General features: G+C 33.2%; 14 protein-coding genes and 2 pseudogenes. 3 read left to right on the top strand and 13 right to left on the bottom strand.

The genetic code is table 11. The annotated features are described in order from the left end of the window. Positions 1 to 560: 560 nt before the first annotated feature. From CDO51_RS06895 to CDO51_RS06925, 7 genes are all read right to left on the bottom strand, one after another. A complete protein-coding gene (locus tag CDO51_RS06895) occupies positions 561 to 1,508 on the bottom strand; it encodes an RnfABCDGE type electron transport complex subunit D (RefSeq protein WP_089023569.1) in 948 nt (315 codons plus the stop codon). Positions 1,509 to 1,526: 18 nt separating this feature from the next. After that, positions 1,527 to 2,840 carry an electron transport complex subunit RsxC gene (rsxC, locus tag CDO51_RS06900; RefSeq protein ID WP_089023570.1) on the bottom strand — a complete coding sequence of 438 codons (1,314 nt, stop codon included), beginning with the start codon at positions 2,838 to 2,840 and terminating at the stop codon, positions 1,527 to 1,529. Between the two features lie 22 nt (positions 2,841 to 2,862). Beyond that, complete coding sequence (locus CDO51_RS06905; protein ID WP_089023571.1) at positions 2,863 to 3,624, bottom strand: 4Fe-4S dicluster domain-containing protein; 762 nt, start codon at positions 3,622 to 3,624, stop codon at positions 2,863 to 2,865. 47 nt (positions 3,625 to 3,671) lie between these two features. Then, positions 3,672 to 5,912 (bottom strand): molybdopterin-containing oxidoreductase family protein, encoded by a 2,241-nt coding sequence (locus tag CDO51_RS06910; RefSeq protein WP_158212361.1) that lies wholly within the window; start codon positions 5,910 to 5,912, stop codon positions 3,672 to 3,674. Continuing rightward, complete coding sequence (locus CDO51_RS06915) at positions 5,905 to 6,465, bottom strand: TorD/DmsD family molecular chaperone (RefSeq protein ID WP_158212362.1); 561 nt, start codon at positions 6,463 to 6,465, stop codon at positions 5,905 to 5,907. The genes CDO51_RS06910 and CDO51_RS06915 overlap by 8 nt, the downstream gene beginning before the upstream one ends. A 534-nt stretch (positions 6,466 to 6,999) precedes the next feature. After that, positions 7,000 to 7,188 (bottom strand): hypothetical protein, encoded by a 189-nt coding sequence (locus tag CDO51_RS06920; protein WP_089023574.1) that lies wholly within the window; start codon positions 7,186 to 7,188, stop codon positions 7,000 to 7,002. Between the two features lie 38 nt (positions 7,189 to 7,226). Next, positions 7,227 to 7,676, bottom strand: a complete 450-nt coding sequence (locus CDO51_RS06925) for a hypothetical protein (protein WP_089023575.1) — start codon at positions 7,674 to 7,676, stop codon at positions 7,227 to 7,229. A gap of 304 nt (positions 7,677 to 7,980) precedes the next feature. Between CDO51_RS06925 and CDO51_RS06930 the strand changes: the two genes are divergently transcribed. Continuing rightward, positions 7,981 to 8,613 (top strand): cyclase family protein, encoded by a 633-nt coding sequence (locus CDO51_RS06930; RefSeq protein ID WP_089023576.1) that lies wholly within the window; start codon positions 7,981 to 7,983, stop codon positions 8,611 to 8,613. A 410-nt stretch (positions 8,614 to 9,023) separates the two neighbouring features. Here the strand turns inward: CDO51_RS06930 and CDO51_RS06935 are convergent, their stop codons facing one another. Both CDO51_RS06935 and CDO51_RS13775 read right to left on the bottom strand, forming a co-directional pair. Then, positions 9,024 to 9,422, bottom strand: a complete 399-nt coding sequence (locus CDO51_RS06935; protein ID WP_089023577.1) for a transposase — start codon at positions 9,420 to 9,422, stop codon at positions 9,024 to 9,026. A gap of 60 nt (positions 9,423 to 9,482) precedes the next feature. Next, positions 9,483 to 9,626, bottom strand: coding sequence for a hypothetical protein (locus CDO51_RS13775; RefSeq protein ID WP_158212364.1), 144 nt, complete (start codon positions 9,624 to 9,626; stop codon positions 9,483 to 9,485). A 202-nt stretch (positions 9,627 to 9,828) separates the two neighbouring features. Here CDO51_RS13775 and CDO51_RS06940 point away from each other — a divergent pair, with 202 nt between their 5' ends. Next, positions 9,829 to 10,608, top strand: coding sequence for an Mrp/NBP35 family ATP-binding protein (locus CDO51_RS06940; RefSeq protein WP_089023578.1), 780 nt, complete (start codon positions 9,829 to 9,831; stop codon positions 10,606 to 10,608). 365 nt (positions 10,609 to 10,973) lie between these two features. On the opposite strand, the gene CDO51_RS06945 is transcribed toward CDO51_RS06940, so the two are convergent. Then, the gene (locus tag CDO51_RS06945; RefSeq protein WP_089023579.1) at positions 10,974 to 12,620 is read right to left on the bottom strand and encodes a peptide ABC transporter substrate-binding protein; all 1,647 of its coding nucleotides are present in this window, start codon (positions 12,618 to 12,620) and stop codon (positions 10,974 to 10,976) included. Between the two features lie 121 nt (positions 12,621 to 12,741). Here CDO51_RS06945 and CDO51_RS06950 point away from each other — a divergent pair. Further along, a pseudogene (locus CDO51_RS06950) lies at positions 12,742 to 12,988 on the top strand (IS6 family transposase); the annotation flags it as partial. A 203-nt stretch (positions 12,989 to 13,191) separates the two neighbouring features. Here CDO51_RS06950 and CDO51_RS15345 read toward each other — a convergent pair. From CDO51_RS15345 to CDO51_RS06975, 3 genes and pseudogenes are all read right to left on the bottom strand, one after another. Then, a pseudogene (locus tag CDO51_RS15345) lies at positions 13,192 to 14,228 on the bottom strand (IS256 family transposase); the annotation flags it as partial. Beyond that, positions 14,165 to 14,299 carry a hypothetical protein gene (locus CDO51_RS14960; protein ID WP_276207002.1) on the bottom strand — a complete coding sequence of 45 codons (135 nt, stop codon included), beginning with the start codon at positions 14,297 to 14,299 and terminating at the stop codon, positions 14,165 to 14,167. The gene CDO51_RS14960 and the pseudogene CDO51_RS15345, both read right to left, overlap by 64 nt. Positions 14,300 to 14,446: 147 nt before the next feature. Then, entirely contained in the window at positions 14,447 to 16,105 is a 1,659-nt protein-coding gene (locus CDO51_RS06975) for a peptide ABC transporter substrate-binding protein (RefSeq protein WP_089023584.1), read from the bottom strand. Positions 16,106 to 16,197: the final 92 nt, after the last annotated feature.

The following is a 16,197-nucleotide window of genomic DNA, read 5'->3' on the forward strand; positions in this document are numbered from 1 at the left end:
AGTTAGTACTCCGCGCTTCCTTGGTACTCTCTGGTTCCACCATACCCTTGTAAGGGTAGCCTGTTTTCACAGTTTTCTGCTCTCTTTACAGTATCTCACCTTCTCTCTAGTTTAAAAGACTACCATTATTCGGTCCTTCCCGTATCCGGTACTATGACCTCGGCTGACTTCTTACGGTTCAACCGTGCATCACTGCACGATTTGTCGCTGTGGGTTGTTGGTTAAACCCTCTTGTCGGCAACCCCCGTAAGACCTCCCCTGTTAAGAACGGTACCTTTCCTCTCATACATCTGCCACATTTACACCGTGGGGTTCGGGTGGTATTGGACTTTGTGTTGATATGCACACTCATCCACCCCACGTATGCCTTGTATGTGGTTTCTATTCGTCAGACCAAGAGTTTGCATTAGGCTTCCTTCAGACTCCACCTCGCGATGGACGCCCTTGCCATTTGCTAACAGTTCCTACCACCAAGCCTGTAGCGGACTTTCACCGCCTAGACACCGCCCATGCAGGGCAAACATACTAAAACGGCTCAGTAATAGCTGAGCCGTTTTATTTTAACCAGGAAACTTATCAAATTTGGGTTCTGCTAGTGAAGGATGTTTAGTCACATTTTCTATTTGAGGTACTAACACATTCATTATTAGTATAGCCAGTGCTACTCCTCCTGTCGGTGGGAGTAACATTCTAAACATAACTATTAATACACCTATACCAATTCCATAAATTATCATACCCTTATTATTAACTGGAGAAGTTACCCAATCAGTCGCCATAAAAAATGCACCCATTATTAATCCACCGCTTAGTATAAAATAAACTGGATTTACATCAAAGGGAAGTACCAATAGAAAGCTTGTAGCTAAAATACTGACAGGGATCCGCCAGTTTATGTGTTTTTGATATATTAAATAAACACCACCTAGAATAACTGCTAGTGCAGATGTCTCAGACAACGCTCCTCCTGGATATGCTAATAGTAACTCCCAAATTGCAGGAGGGTCCATTTGTGTTTGTATCATTGTTAAAGGTGTCGCTTGGGATATTCCATCAACAGACGTAATTTTTATATCAGAGCTAGCTAAAAATGGAAAAAAGCGTGCTAATATCAAGGTTATTACATATCCAAACAAAGCCGGGTTAAAATAATTCCAACCCAGTCCACCTACTAATTCTTTAGCAATACCTATTGCAATTACACTAGCAAATACAGCACGCCAAACAGATGAGAAGGGTGATAACAATAATCCTATAAATAAACCGATTAGTACTGCACTTCCATCTTGTATCGTTATTTGTTCACTTTTTAGTTTTTTAGCTACAATTTCTGTTAACACTGAAGATGTAATACTAACTAATATTAAAAATATTGCTTGCGCCCCATAAAAATATATTGAAGTTAGTGTCACAGGTACTAGTGCCAGCATTATATCCCTCATGGCACTTTCTAATTTTATCCCACTATCTAAGTGAGGGGACGCCATATTTAAATTGGGTTCACTCACATTTATCCCTCCTTTTATCTACCTATTTTTCTTTTTAATAATTGGCTTTACTTTTTGGATATACTTGATTATGGGTCTATAACTAGGACACACGAAGGCACATAACCCACATTCAGCACAATCAGTTACATTCCACTTCTCGCATTCATCAAACATATCAGCTTCAGCGTAAATACTTAGTTTATTTGGATATAAGTGCATAGGGCAGTACTCTACACATTTACCACATCTAACACAATCGTAATGATCTTTCTGCATTCTAGATATTTCAGATGGTAAAACAATCACACCTGTAGTGTTTTTAACTACTGGGGCATCTAAATGGCTTTGGGCTGCTCCTGTCATAGGCCCTCCCATAACTACAGTAGATTCATCTAAATCTTCTACACCAACTTGTTCTAATATAAATTTTACTGGTGTACCAACTCTGATAATATAATTACCTGGTTTTTTTACCTTTGGTCCTGTTACAGTAACAACTCTTTCATATAGTGGTTTGTTGTACGCACATGCTTCATAGATAGCTACAGTAGTCCCAACATTTCTTACTAAACAACCAATTTCTGCCGATCTAGCACCTCTAGGTACATCTCTTCCAGTTACAGCTTTTATAATATTCGTTTTATAACCTTGAGGAAACTTACAATCTAATGGTACAACTTCAAATCCCTCTATATTTTTAGTTTCTTGATTAAGTGCTTCTATTGCGTCTGGTTTATTAACTTCTATACCGAAGTAACAATTATCAGCTTCAATAATTTTAGCCATTATTTTTGCTCCCTTTACAAGCTCTTTTGCATACTCTGCCATTTGACGATGATCACAGGTTAAAAAAGGTTCACATTCTGCACCATTTATGATTAGTGTATCTATCTTTTTTGATTGGTTCACTTGAACATATGTTGGAAAGGAGGCACCACCCATTCCGACAATCCCAGCTTCTTTAATAGCTTTTTTTAACTCATCAATATTCATTTCATCAATATTTCTCTTGGCAACATCTTTAAAAGATTGCTCTTGTTCTTTAGAAGTTTTAACTACCACACAAGAAACCTCTGACCCATCATAAATAGGACGTTTCTCTATTTTTTCTACTACACCTGTCACACTTGAATGAACAGGAGCACTTATATACTCATCTGAGTCACCTATTTTATCCCCAACTTTAATTTTGTCTCCTTTTTGAACTAGACTTTCACAGTGAGCGCCAATATGCTGACTTAAAGGAATAACTACACGCTCAGGAACTAGAAAATTCGTTATCTTCTTTTTTTCAGTAAACTCTTTATAATGGGGAATATATGCTCCTCCGACAAAGCTCTTTACTTCCACACTTTAACCCCCCTTTAAACTACTATTCTGATCCATATTCATCTGAATCAGTGGATTTATTGATCTTATCTTTAAACTTTCGATTATGAAAGAAATTAAAAGCTACTAAAAAACCTCCTGCTATTAATACAGTTGGTCCAAGTGGTAATTTGTTCCACAAAGAAAGACTTAATGGTATTTGTGGATCTTTTGGTAGGCTATATTTTTCAGGATCATACCTTAACACCGATAAAACCTTTAACCCACCTAATTGTTTTTCACCATACAAGTTAGCCTCATTAAAACCTTGTTCTTTTAATTTTTCTACCCTTTTCCTGCCATATCTTATCATCTCATCTCTAGAACCTCCTTTAATTGCTCTAGTAGTACAAGTTTCCTTACATAAAGTGTCTTTACCTTCTCTAAGCCTTTCTTCACACATGCTACATTTTTCCATGACTCCATTAGATCTATCAGGAGCTATATAACCAAATGGACAACTAGTGACACACCAATTACAGTTAATACATACATCACTATTCATGACAGTTAAACCTTCTTCTGACTTATGACAAGCACCAGTAGGACATGCTTTGATACAAGCAGCATCTTCACAGTGATAACAAGCATTTTTATTAAATACAGAAGCTACATTTGGAAAATCTCCCCATTCAATTTCAGCCATTTTAGTCCGAAAAACTTCATTTGGAAGTTCGTGTATCTGTTTACATGCTACTGTACAAGCTTCACATCCAGCACAAATTGACTCATCAAATAACATAGTATAATCTTGTAAATTAACCATAGTAACTAGCTTTGCCTCCTTTCATCTATTAATTTAACTTCATTATTTTAAGCTTTAAATACTTTAACACAGAAGTCTGACATACATGCTCCAGCTCCAGGATCATTTATATTTCGCATTTCATCTACAGTCATATCAGGAATCAGATCACCTTCATTAGCACCTTTTGAGTGTGCTACAGAAAGTTCTTTACTCCATCTTCCAAATCCGTGTTTAACCATTACACAATCAGGTCTAATTCCCTCTATAAGCTTTGCATTAACTTTTATTTGAGAAACTTTAGACTCAACAATTACTTCATCTCCATCATTTATACCTAATTCTAGTGCTGTTTTTGAGTTCATAACCGCATGGTTTTCGGGACTAATTTCATTAGCTATAGGATTATTTTGAGTACTATGCATTTTATGAACTGAAGGTCTAGAAATTATAAAATAAAAGGGATACTCTTCACTAGGCTCTTCTCGTTTTGCCTTCCAGTATGGAAGTGGATCATATCCATTTTCTTTTAATACTGTAGAATATAATTCGATTTTTCCACTTGGAGTGTCAAACTCTGTCGTTGGTTCAAAAGGTAGTTGTTTACTCCAAAGCCCATCTGGGTCATTTGAAAGCTCTTCCCAACTAGTACCTATACCTTTAAGTTGTTTGTCATTCCACTTTTCTCCTGATACACCTTCGAAATATTCTCCATAACCCATTCTTTTAGCGAGATCAGTAATGATAGAACTAAAACCTCTAGTATCGTGTAGCCTTTCACTTGCAGGTAAACGTACTGCAACTTGAGGATGAAGACAATGATACCCCCTATCACTAAACCCTGAACTTTCTAACCAGTGTGGTTCAGGAAGTACTATATCTGAAAGCTGTACAGCTTCTGATGGTAAAATTTCAAAAGTAACAAGAAAATCTAGCTTTGTAAGAGCTTTAGTCATTCTTTTAGCATTAGGAAAACTAAGTGTAGTATATCCCCGTAATAAAGCTGCTTTTACTGGATAAGGATTCTCTGTTAAAATCCCTTCAGCTAGAGTCGCAAAGTCACCTCTATACATTTCTGATATAATTGGATGCTGTTCAAAGCCATCAATCCTTTGTGTTTTTGGTTGTGGAAATTCAGGTGATGGAAAAACTTCATCAAATCCAGGAAAACCAGGATTTCTTGATAAAATAGCCCCTCCTTTTCTATCTATACTACCAACTAGTGCATTTAAAATAATTTGAGCCTGAGCTAGTCTAGAGCTATTAGAATAATTAGGACCAGCAGCATCTCTTTTATGACTTGGAATAAAAGCAGGTTTATTATTTGAAAATTCTCTTGCTATTTTAACTATCGTATCTTTTGGTATCTCAGTAATTTTTTCTGCCCATTCAGGTGTATAGTCCTTTACAAATTCTTTAATCTCGTCTATCCCCTCTGTGTATTTATTCACAAAATCTTTGTCATATAAATCTTCTTCAACTATAACTTTTATCATAGCTAATGCAAAAGCTAAATCAGTACCTGGTTTTATAGGAATCCACTCATGTGCTCTAGAAGCGGTAGTAGACTTTCTTGGATCTAGCACCACTAATTTAGCACCATTTTCTAAAGCACTTGCAGTATTTCTTAAATGCATGTTCTTTGCCTTTCCTAATAAGTCACACCCAAAGGAAAGAATGTAATTACTGTTTTCTAGATCATAAGTCCAAGGTTTTCCGCCCCCAGTAACCATTGAACGCCACATCACTTCTTGTGTTGTAAAACAAGTACTTTGATGAGAAATAAAGTTTGGAGTTCCAATAGCTTTACCTAACCTAGAAGAAAATGGATTACTTCTCATGATAAACATCAAAGCTTCTGGTCCATATTCATCAACAATTGTATTAAGTTTATTTGCTATATGATCTAATGCTTCATCCCAAGATATTTTTACAAATTTGGGGTCAACCCCAATTCCTTTATCAGGATTTGTCCTTTTCATTGGATATTTTACTCTATCTGGATCATACAAAGTTTCTATTGAGTTATAACCTTTTACGCAAAGTTTTCCTCCTGCTGCTTGATCTTTAGGATTTCCAACTAGTTGTTTAACTCTATCATTTTTTACATATGCTTTTGCAGCACACCCACCACTACAGACTCCACAAACTGTTGGGACTTCTTTAGCGCCTTTTTCATATAAAGCATTTTGTTCTTTACTTTTTGCCTTAACAAAGTTAGGCACCTTTAAACCTGTCCCCATAGCCAAACCTGTACCAACAGCAGTCTTTATAAATGTCCTACGGTTTACCGCTACTTTTTCATCCATTCTTAACCCCCCCATCCCAAATTCTATTTTGCTCTTTTTTTATAAAAGCATCACCAAAACAAGCTACAGCATAATAAAAATAAGATATTTCTTTATTTTTAATATCTTGAAATAAACTAGGCAACCACGTTATTAAAAACGAGTTAAAAAATTGATTTTGTACTTTCTTATCACACTCCTCAACAAGTTTTGCCATAAAAGCGAGCTCTACACTTATGTGATCTGCTAAATAATTTTCATCTTCATCTATTTTCCAACCCAACTTCATGTAAAAATCTTTCACCTGTTCCCATGACTCTTGTTTTAATAATTTTTTTCCATCAAGATAACACGATGCATACGGAACTACACCGTTAGGAAGTAAAAAAAGTTTAGAATATTCAACTGCTATTTGGTTTAAATCTTTATCTAAAACACTTTCTATTCGGTTATTTAAAAAGTGAAGTTCATTTCGTGTGTCTTTATCACAAATTTCAGACAATCTCTTAGTGATTAATAAATAATCTTTTAATTGCAGTTCATTAGGTACATCATAAAATAAGCTAGATAACAATTGATAATTAAGAATTCTAATATCGCTAATTATTTAACCCTCCTTGTAATTAGACCCTCGAATAATTAAACTTTGATATCGCCTCCTTTTTATGTGATTGTTAGAATTAAATTCAAGTTAAAAAATTCTAAATATTCTTCATTTTGTTGTTCTGTTAATTTTACTAACAGCTTATGATTACTATCCGAGCATTTATTTCAATTTTTTACTAAAAAAATCCTCTAGGTTTTTTCTAAAATTTCATAATCAACTTTTTTATAAAAATCCTAGATAACATAGCATAATTCAAGAAATCGCCCCTCCTTCTTTAAAGTTCGAATTAACTTATATATACATTCAAAAAGCCTGCCAACTCTTTCTCTTAAAAACAAGATCGAGTTTGACAGGCTTATTTCAATTACCTATATTTGTACTAAACCACTATTCGGTAGCAATATCACTGTAGTATATTCACTACAGTGTAGGGAGCACTGAGAATCTTCTCAACCTCAGTTTGTCTATCCATTAACCCTTAAATATTAATACAAATGAATGTTACCTTACTTTAAAAAACAACACCTCTTCAATTTCTGTTTTTCTTTCTTGTAAATATTTAAGTATTTTATTACCAGCTTTTGTTTGATTCATGAAAAGTATCTTTATGAAAAAATTTAATATTTTATCAGTTGCTATTTCTTCTATTCTGAACTTACCTTCTGCTATTTGTTTAGTTATTACTTCCACCCAATTAATTTATTAAAAAAATCCTAGTAGATAGGTTTCTAAAAAGTATTTTTTCCTAATGTTTTTATAAAGTAAACTATTAATATTCCTAATAAAAGGTGATTAAATAAAAAAGCAAAGCTGCCACTTACAGTATTAGGGTCAAGTCTACTAATTTCAAGTCTAACAGCTACTATAAATATACTTATCCATGCAAAACCACCAATTAATATTCCTTTTAAAATATAATTCTCAAACCCTACGTAAAAGATAAAATAAACTGCGATAACTCCTAACATTGAAGCCAATAAAAAGTCTGTAAAAGCACCAAGTATAGAACTCAAGGTGTTTATTTTTTCCACAGGTAAAATAGCTGATGTAGCAAATTGCCAAATATGATACTCCTTAAGACCAGTTACACAACTTATAATTCCAACAATGTTTTTAATAATATTTGCTAAAATACCAGCAACAATCCCTATAGTTATTTTATCTTTATAATCTATCATTCTATTTCCCCCCTTTAGCAGTATTAGGGTAAATTAAACTTTATTAATTATCTTATCTTTTTTAGTATGTTGCTAATTTTAAACATTATGAAAATTTATAAAAAAAGAGCCCACTTAGGACTCTGAAAATATTATAGAAGGTGATTGCTATTTTCTAACCACGTCTAAAATTAGACCATGAAATAGACCAAATAAAATAGTGAAAACCTATTATAAAGATAAAACTATTCATTTACTATATTTACATTATATTATAAATGATCTACACTAATAATTAACTGAATTTTAAAAAGGTGGAATGATTATGAATATAATTGATTTAACACATAGCATTCATGATAAAATGCCGGTTTATCCAGGAACTACCCCCCCTGTTTTCGAGACTTCAAATACTCTAGAAACAGATGGGTTTATTGAAAAACGTATTACCATGTTTTCACATACTGGAACTCATATAGATGCACCCTCACATATTTTTGAAGATGATATATCATTAGATGATTTCAATATAGATGATTTTATTGGAAAGGGAACAGTTATAAATGTAAAAAGTAATTATGAAATTTCTAAAGATATTTTAATAAATCATGAACAAGATATATCTTCAGCTGATTTTCTACTATTTAATACTGAGTGGAATAAATTATGGGGAAAAGATGACTATTATCATGATTATCCCGTCTTAACTACTAAAGCAGCAAAGTGGTTAATAGATAACTTTAATCTTAAAGGAATTGGAGTAGATGCTATTTCTATGGATAGAGCTCAAGACGACCATTTACCTATCCACCATTTACTTTTAAAAAATAAACTATTAATAATTGAAAACTTAACAAACTTAGAGAAATTAGAAAATAGCTTTACATTTTACTGTCTACCCTTAAAAACACAAAATTCTGATGGAGCTCCAGTAAGAGCAATTGCAATTATACAATAAAAGGGATATATTAAGACTTGAGATTCCAGGTAGAGAAGAATATTTTATTGAAAATGTTGTATTTGATTAAAACGGAACATTAGCTGTTGATGGTGCTATGGAAGAACAGGTTAGAAGATTTCCTTACTATCTGTCCTTTAAAATAATCACTTGTTGCAGTATTTGTCCTATTTTTTGTTCTGTTATTAAGGACTTTTTGTATATAAGTTACAAATAAAATAGATCACTTTGTTCTTCATATTTCCACTCTTAAACACCCATGTTATTTTTTGTTATATCAATCTTTAAAAAGCTTGAAAATGGCAACTTTAGCAGACCAACATTTATATCTTACATGATTAATTTCTTAGTTTTACAGTATTAGGGCTTTCATCCCACGCTTTCATTCGTGGGATGAAAGCCCTATTTTTTTAATAGAGTACAATCGAGTGTGAAAAAGACCATACGCATCTATTTTTAAATGCTCTACCAAGTATTTCAGACATATTAAAATACCCTGTATCTGCTAGTGCCGTAATTTTTTGATCACTGAATATACTCCTTGTTTTTGTTACCATATTTGATAATTGACTCTGATCATTTATATCATTTACTATTTCAAAGTTTACCAAGAATTTATATTTGTTATCTACTACTGCCTGCATATTATAACAGACTTCATATTTTCCATTATTCTTCATAGATTTAGCTTCAGGATCGGTTAAACAGACCTGCTTTATTCCCTCGTCTTTGAATTCCTTTTTGAGGGAATTAAGTTGATCAATCCTAGACTTGTAACTTTCAACTTTTTCATCCATAACTTGTTTCATATCTTGGTCTTCTTTTAAAACCAATTTCTTCTAAATTTAGGCTATCAACATAAGCTTCAATTACTCTACAGGGTTATCTTCAGTAACATAGTCATCTAATGTATTTGAAAATAACTTAATTTGATTTCTATCTGCACTTTCAATAAATGCCATCGCCATCAACTCCTTTACTATAATAAATTCGACAGCGATGGCTAATATCATCTTTTTTATTGCTTAATTGTTAGACAGTCTGGCGTGTGGAGTGTCAACATTAAGTAATATAGTAATAGAATTTCTAATTAGGACTTAAGTAATTGACATATACCAAATATAGGGTTAAAATAAAATTAGCATATACCAAAATTTTATTTTTAGATTCACTATTAGATTGAATTATTTCAATTACTTTAGGAGGGTATCACTAATGGGTATGGAAAAACTATCTACAAATGAAGGTTCTAGTATCAAGAACATTGTAGCGGTTATGAGTGGAAAAGGTGGTGTTGGTAAGTCATTTGTAAGTTCTTTGTTGGCCTCTACGCTTAAAGGAAAAGGTTATAGAGTGGGAGTTTTAGATACAGATATTACTGGCCCTAGTATTCCAAAAATGTTTGGTGTTGAAAACGAAAAACCCATGGCTGATAAAGATGAAAATATTTTACCAGTATCTTCAGAAAATGGTATTAAAGTAATGTCAATAAATGTGCTTACAGAAAAGAAGGATGATCCCGTGATCTGGCGAGGACCGTTAATTGCCAATACTGTTAGTCAGTTCTACACAGATGTAGCCTGGGGTGAATTGGACTATTTAATTTTAGACCTACCTCCAGGAACAGGTGATGTACCTTTAACTGTTATGCAGCAAATCGATCTGTCAGGAATAGTGATAGTAACTTCTCCGCAAGATGTGGTTGATTTAATTGTCAAAAAATCTTATAGAATGGCTGAAATGCTATCAGTGCCTGTCTTGGGGATAGTAGAAAATATGAGCTATTTAGAATGTCCGGATTGTGGCAAGAAAATACAGGTGTTTGGGGAGAGCAAAGTTGACGAAAATAATTATGAAGTAGGGCTGGATCTAACTGCAAAACTTCCTTTAAAACATGATTTTGCTACATATGCCGATGAGGGCAAAATGGATAGTTTGAGAGGACCTCTACAAACTTTTAGTGAGGAACTAGTTTCTAAGTTACAAAATAAATAACATTAGGGAAATGAAATTTAGTTAAAACTTACAGTTTATTAAAATAACCAGCTGTCGCATTGAAATGACAGTTGGTTATTTTTATTTTATTAATTCACAAGGAAGAAATTATTTACATATGATGGTATTTATTACACATTAGGGAGATATGCAATTTTTTGTGTAAAAAGTTTATAATTTGCACGCTGCTTTATTAGTTTTAAAAGATAAATTTTGTCAAGATTTTTCCTTGAAATGAATATTCTCCCTCATTTCTTATATCCATCCTTCAAAATAAATGCTTAATAGTCCAATATTTAAACCCAATTTTTTGTTCTGCTATTCAAGACATCTAGTATATATTAGTTACAACTTTTTAGCTCACCTTATTTGTCGATATAAGCGTTTCTAATTCCCATCATACCAAAGTCTGGTTGTGTAATCCCTTTGACGTATTTTTGTTTGTAAGTATTCTCCGTATAATAAACATAAGGAATTATTACACTTTCTTCCTTTACTAAAATTCTTTCAGCCTGTTTGAAATTTTCAAACCTTTCATCTTCACAAAGGCTCAATGCCGCTTTATCGACTAATTCATCAAATTCAGAACATGACCATCCTGTAGGTATGATATCAGCATCTGTTTTCCATATTTCTAATAGAGAATTTGGATCATTATAAGGTGCATGAGCTCCTTTGAAACCCATCTCATAGTCTAATTCTCTATTTCGTTCTTGAAATACTGGCCACTCTGTTGAATCTAATACTACATTAATTCCTAATTCTTTACTAAAAACCTGTTGTAAGTATTCTGCAAAATCTTGCCTATCACTAGGTAGCATAATTTCAAGTGTGATTTCACTAGGTTCTTTTTCTTTTCCTAACTCTTCTAATCCCTCTTCAAAAAGAGCTTTAGCATCAGGATTTTCCTGAAGCAACTCCGTGATAGGATCTATACTAACTTGTTCTCGAAAGCTTTTACCATCAAGCTCAATGGGAGGTGCTAACCAGCCATATGCAGCTCTATTTACATTTTGATGAAAATTGTCTTGAATCTCTTCACGGTCTATAGCAACAGAAAAAGCTTGTCTTATTTTTGGATTAGATAAAAGTTCTATTTCCTGATTCATGAAAATATAGCCTGTTCTCGGAAGATATTGAGTAGAGCTTTTAAGATCATCGTGTTTATCTAATTCCTCTATCCATTCTGCACTTTCCACTGTAGCAACATCTACGTTTCCATTTTTTAACTCACCCATTAAAGCACTCTCTTCGTTAATAATTTTCATATTCACAGTTTCCAATTTAACTGAATCTTTGTCCCAGTAATTTTCGTTTTTAACTAACGTAATATTGTTATTATGGACCCATTCATCAACTTTAAAAGGACCAGTAAATACTAACTTATCAGATTCAGTACCATAAGAAGAACCATATTTTTCAATAATGTCTTTTCTTTGTGGGGTCATAGTACTTCCTGATGTTAAATGTAAAAAATGAGGTACAGGATTTTCTAGTTTAATCTTTAATGTGTGGTCATCAATTGCTTCTACTCCAGCTTTTTGAACATTTAGTTCTCCACTTGCAATTTCAGAAGCATTTTTTATATCATATAGAAAAGATGACATTGGTGAAGCTGTTTTAGGATCAAGAATTCTTTTAATACCATATTCAAAATGTTTAGCAAGTAAGGGTTCACCATCAGACCATTTAGTATCTCTTAAATGAAAGGTCCATTCTAACCCTTCCTCACATACATCCCATGATTTTGCTGCTCCTGGAACAATTACAGTTTCATCATCTTTAACATCTAACCTAGTTAAAGGTTCCATCACTCGTTCTATTACTTGAGCTGAATTATTATCTGAACCTATAGCTGGATCTAGAGATTCCGGTTCACCTGCTAACGAAAGACTGAGTTCCTGTTCTACTTCTCCATTTGTTGATGTTTTTTCATCATTATCACAAGCAGATAAAGTCAAGCTAACTAAAATCATTAATGATAAAATAGAAATTAAAAACTTCTTTTTCATAATTTACCCTCCTTAATACTACTTAAGTTTATTAAATTGTATGATATTTGAATCAGTCTCCGGCCCGGAGTTAAAATGTTCTTAGGCCAAAAAAACCCTCAGGGATAAAGGAGACTGATTCATGGCTAAAGTTGTGTGCCCTAGATGCAATAACAACCACTCTGACAAGTTTTATAAGTATACTTTTGATAAGTATGGTCATCAAAAGTATCAATGTAAAGAATGTTTCCGTCAGTTGCACCCGACTCTAGCTGAGGGCGGAGATAGAAGAGGCCCTAATAAACCTCATAAATATCCCTCTTACCCTAAATGCGGTAAAGCCACTTTTTTTTCATCATGACTATAAGTTCTACTCTATCTTTAGGTGCTGAGCCAAGGAGTCTGTCAAGTAATTGGTGTAAACATTCCGATAATGCATATAAGAATAATTTAATTACAGGATAAAATCATGGGTAAATCGAGGGAGTTCCTTAGATAAGGGGATCATCTCCCTCGATTTATCATTTTTGTTGTTATATGGTAACTAGTGAGTAAAGAACTCCTAGTATACAACTACCAAAGAAAAATTTTCTCATATTCGTCCTTCGAAATAAATGCTTAGTTGTCCCAGTATCTGAGCCCAATTTTTTGTTCTCATAGTCCATTTTTTAGTGATATCCATAATCGCAAGATAAAGCATTTTTAATAATGATTCATCTGTTGGGAAGATGCTCTTTGATTTAGTCACTTTTCTCAATTGACGGTTATAGCTTTCCATAGAATTATTAGTATAAATTAATTTTCTAACTTCTTCGGGATTTTAAACATAGCAGAGAGCTTGTCCCAATTATCTCTCCAAGATCTAATTGATATTTCATATTTACTTCCCCATTTTTCTTCAAGGTTATCTAGCTCTGTTAAAGCTACTTCCTCAGTCGGTGCTCTATAAACATTTTTAAGATCGTTACAAAATTCTTTTCGGTCTTTATATGATATACACTTTGTGCTATTTCTAATTTGGTGAATTATGCAGCTTTGAATTTCTGCACTTGGGTAAACAGCATGTATTGCATCTGAAAAACCTTTCAAACCATCTATTGATACAATTAAAATATCTTCTACTCCTCGGTTCTTTAATTCATTAATAATCTTAACCAGTACTTAGAACTTTCATTTTCTCCTATCCAAATACCTAAGACATCTTTCATACCATCTAAATCAATCCCAATAGCCATATATGCTGCTTTATTCACTATTCGACCATCTTGTCTCACTTTGTAGTGAACGGCATCCATGACTACATGTGCATAGACTCTTGATAATGGACGATTTTGCCATTCTTTAATCAAAGGAACTATTTTATCTGTTATTCCAGAGATTAATGTAGATGAAGCATCTACGCCATAAAGATCTTGTAAATGAGCTTGTATATCTCTTACCGTCATACCCTTTGCATACATACTTAATACTTGATATATCTCTCTGATTCTTTTTCACTAGTTGTGGTTCAAATTCGCCTTCACGATCTCTTGGTACTTCGACTTCTATATTGCCATAATTTGACCTTAGTTGTTTTTCTCTCTTTCCATTTCGACTATTTGTAGTTTCCTTTTCTCGGTAATGTCGTTTACATCTTTTAGTTTACCTTGTTTCATCATTTCTCTTACTTTTTTTTGTCTATTAAATTCATAACGGTGCAAACCTCCCATTCTATTTTTTTATACATCATTTCGGAAGGTTTACACCGTTTATTTTACACTCTCGAGCCAACAAGAGCTGAATCACTCTTTCTATGTCCCTAAAAACGAGCAAAAGATTTAATTTTTCATATAAACTTTACCGAATCATTACTTATCAATATAACCATATTTATATAAAGGTGGTCCAAATGCTGGGTGCATAACTCCCTCAACATATTCATGAGTATAAATGTTTCTCATATGATATAAATATGGAGCTATAGTAGCATCCTTTTTTAGTAAAATTCGTTCAGCCTCATTTAGCATCTCAAATCGTTCTTCGTTATCGATACTTGTAGAAGACTTCTCTATTAATCTATCATATCTCTCATTAGACCACCCGGTAGGAATTATTCCAGTTCCTGTAACCCAAATGTCTAATAAGGTTAAAGGATCATTATAATAACCTCCTCTTGATTTATATCCCATCTCATAATCTAACTGTCTATTTCTTTCTTGAAATACCGGCCATTCTGCTGAGTCTATTTCTATATTTATTCCTAATTCTTCATTATAAAGCTGTTGTAAAAATTCTGGGAATTCTCTACCTTCTTGACTTGGTGTCATTAATTCAACTGTAATATCACTTGGCTCTTCACTCTTACCTAGTTCTTTTAAACCTTCAATTAATAACTCCTTTGGTTCAGGATTTTCTTCAATTAGATCTTTAACTGGATCTCCTGCCTTCTCTCTATAATTTTCATCTCCAATATCTATTGGCGGAGCAACCCATCCATAAGCTGCTTCATATAAATCTTGATAAATATCATTTTGTATAGTTTCTCTATCTAAAACAATAGAAAAAGCTTGTCTAACTTTATTATTAGAGAATAATTCGTTTTCTTGGTTAAAGAACATATAAGAAGTTCTAACTTGATGGTCTCGCAACTTATTTAAGCCATCTTCTTGGTCCAATTTATCAATCCATTCTGCACTACTAGCATCAACAACGTCTATATTACTATTTATAAATTCACCCATTACGGCACTCTCTTCACCAATTATCTTAATATTAATCTCATTTAGATTAACTGAATCTTTATCCCAATATTTTTCATTTTTAGATAACGTAATTATATTATTATGTACCCAGTCATCTATAACAAAAGGTCCATTAAATACTAGTTTATCTGCTTCAGTACCATATGATTCACCATGTTCCTCAACTACATCTTTTCTCTGAGGTTGGAACATCCTATCATATGTAAGGTCAATGAAGTGTGCTTGAGGTTTTTCTAATTCAATTTTAAGAGTTTTTTTGTCGATAGCTTCAATACCAGCTTTTGAAACATCTAACTCATTGTTAATAATTTCTTCAGCGTTTTTTATTGGTGTTAATTGAGAAGCAATTGGAGAAGCGGTTTCAGGATCTAAAGTCCTTTGTACTCCGTATACAAAATCATCTGCTGTTACAGGTTCTCCATCTGACCATTTTGCATCCCTTAAATAGAAAGTCCATTCTAAACCATCATCAGATGTCTCCCATGATTTAGCTATCCCTGGAGCCACCACATCATTGCCCTCTTCATCGACTTCTAATCTCGTTAGGTTTTCCATACACTGGATTAACACTGTATATCCATTAACATCAGAGGCTCTTGCTACATCTAATGTATCGGGTTCGGAGTTAATTGATACATTTAAAACCTGTTCACTTTTTCCACTCACTTCACTTGAATCTGACTTATCTGTTTCTTCTCCTCCACAAGCAGTTAAAATAGAAGCACCTATTAAAACTAGAACTAACAACAATAAATTTTTTCTCACTTTAATATCCCCTTTCAAATTATAATTTACTTAGATTACGCTAATTTTAAACGTTTAATAAAATATTGTTTCAATGATATTATCTCAAGGAC

This window comes from Natranaerobius trueperi (assembly GCF_002216005.1).
In the GTDB taxonomy this organism is placed as follows: domain Bacteria; phylum Bacillota; class Natranaerobiia; order Natranaerobiales; family Natranaerobiaceae; genus Natranaerobius_A; species Natranaerobius_A trueperi.

Excerpts from the sequence above, each read along its gene's own strand:
- CDO51_RS06905 (WP_089023571.1), bottom strand. The coding sequence starts at position 3,624 with ATGGTTAATTTACAAGATTATACTATGTTATTTGATGAGTCAATTTGT.
- CDO51_RS06945 (WP_089023579.1), bottom strand. The coding sequence starts at position 12,620 with ATGAAAAAGAAGTTTTTAATTTCTATTTTATCATTAATGATTTTAGTT.
- CDO51_RS06940 (WP_089023578.1), top strand. The coding sequence starts at position 9,829 with ATGGGTATGGAAAAACTATCTACAAATGAAGGTTCTAGTATCAAGAAC.
- CDO51_RS06930 (WP_089023576.1), top strand. The coding sequence starts at position 7,981 with ATGAATATAATTGATTTAACACATAGCATTCATGATAAAATGCCGGTT.
- CDO51_RS06925 (WP_089023575.1), bottom strand. The coding sequence starts at position 7,676 with ATGATAGATTATAAAGATAAAATAACTATAGGGATTGTTGCTGGTATT.
- CDO51_RS13775 (WP_158212364.1), bottom strand. The coding sequence starts at position 9,626 with ATGATATTAGCCATCGCTGTCGAATTTATTATAGTAAAGGAGTTGATG.
- CDO51_RS06935 (WP_089023577.1), bottom strand. The coding sequence starts at position 9,422 with ATGAAACAAGTTATGGATGAAAAAGTTGAAAGTTACAAGTCTAGGATT.
- CDO51_RS06910 (WP_158212361.1), bottom strand. The coding sequence starts at position 5,912 with ATGGATGAAAAAGTAGCGGTAAACCGTAGGACATTTATAAAGACTGCT.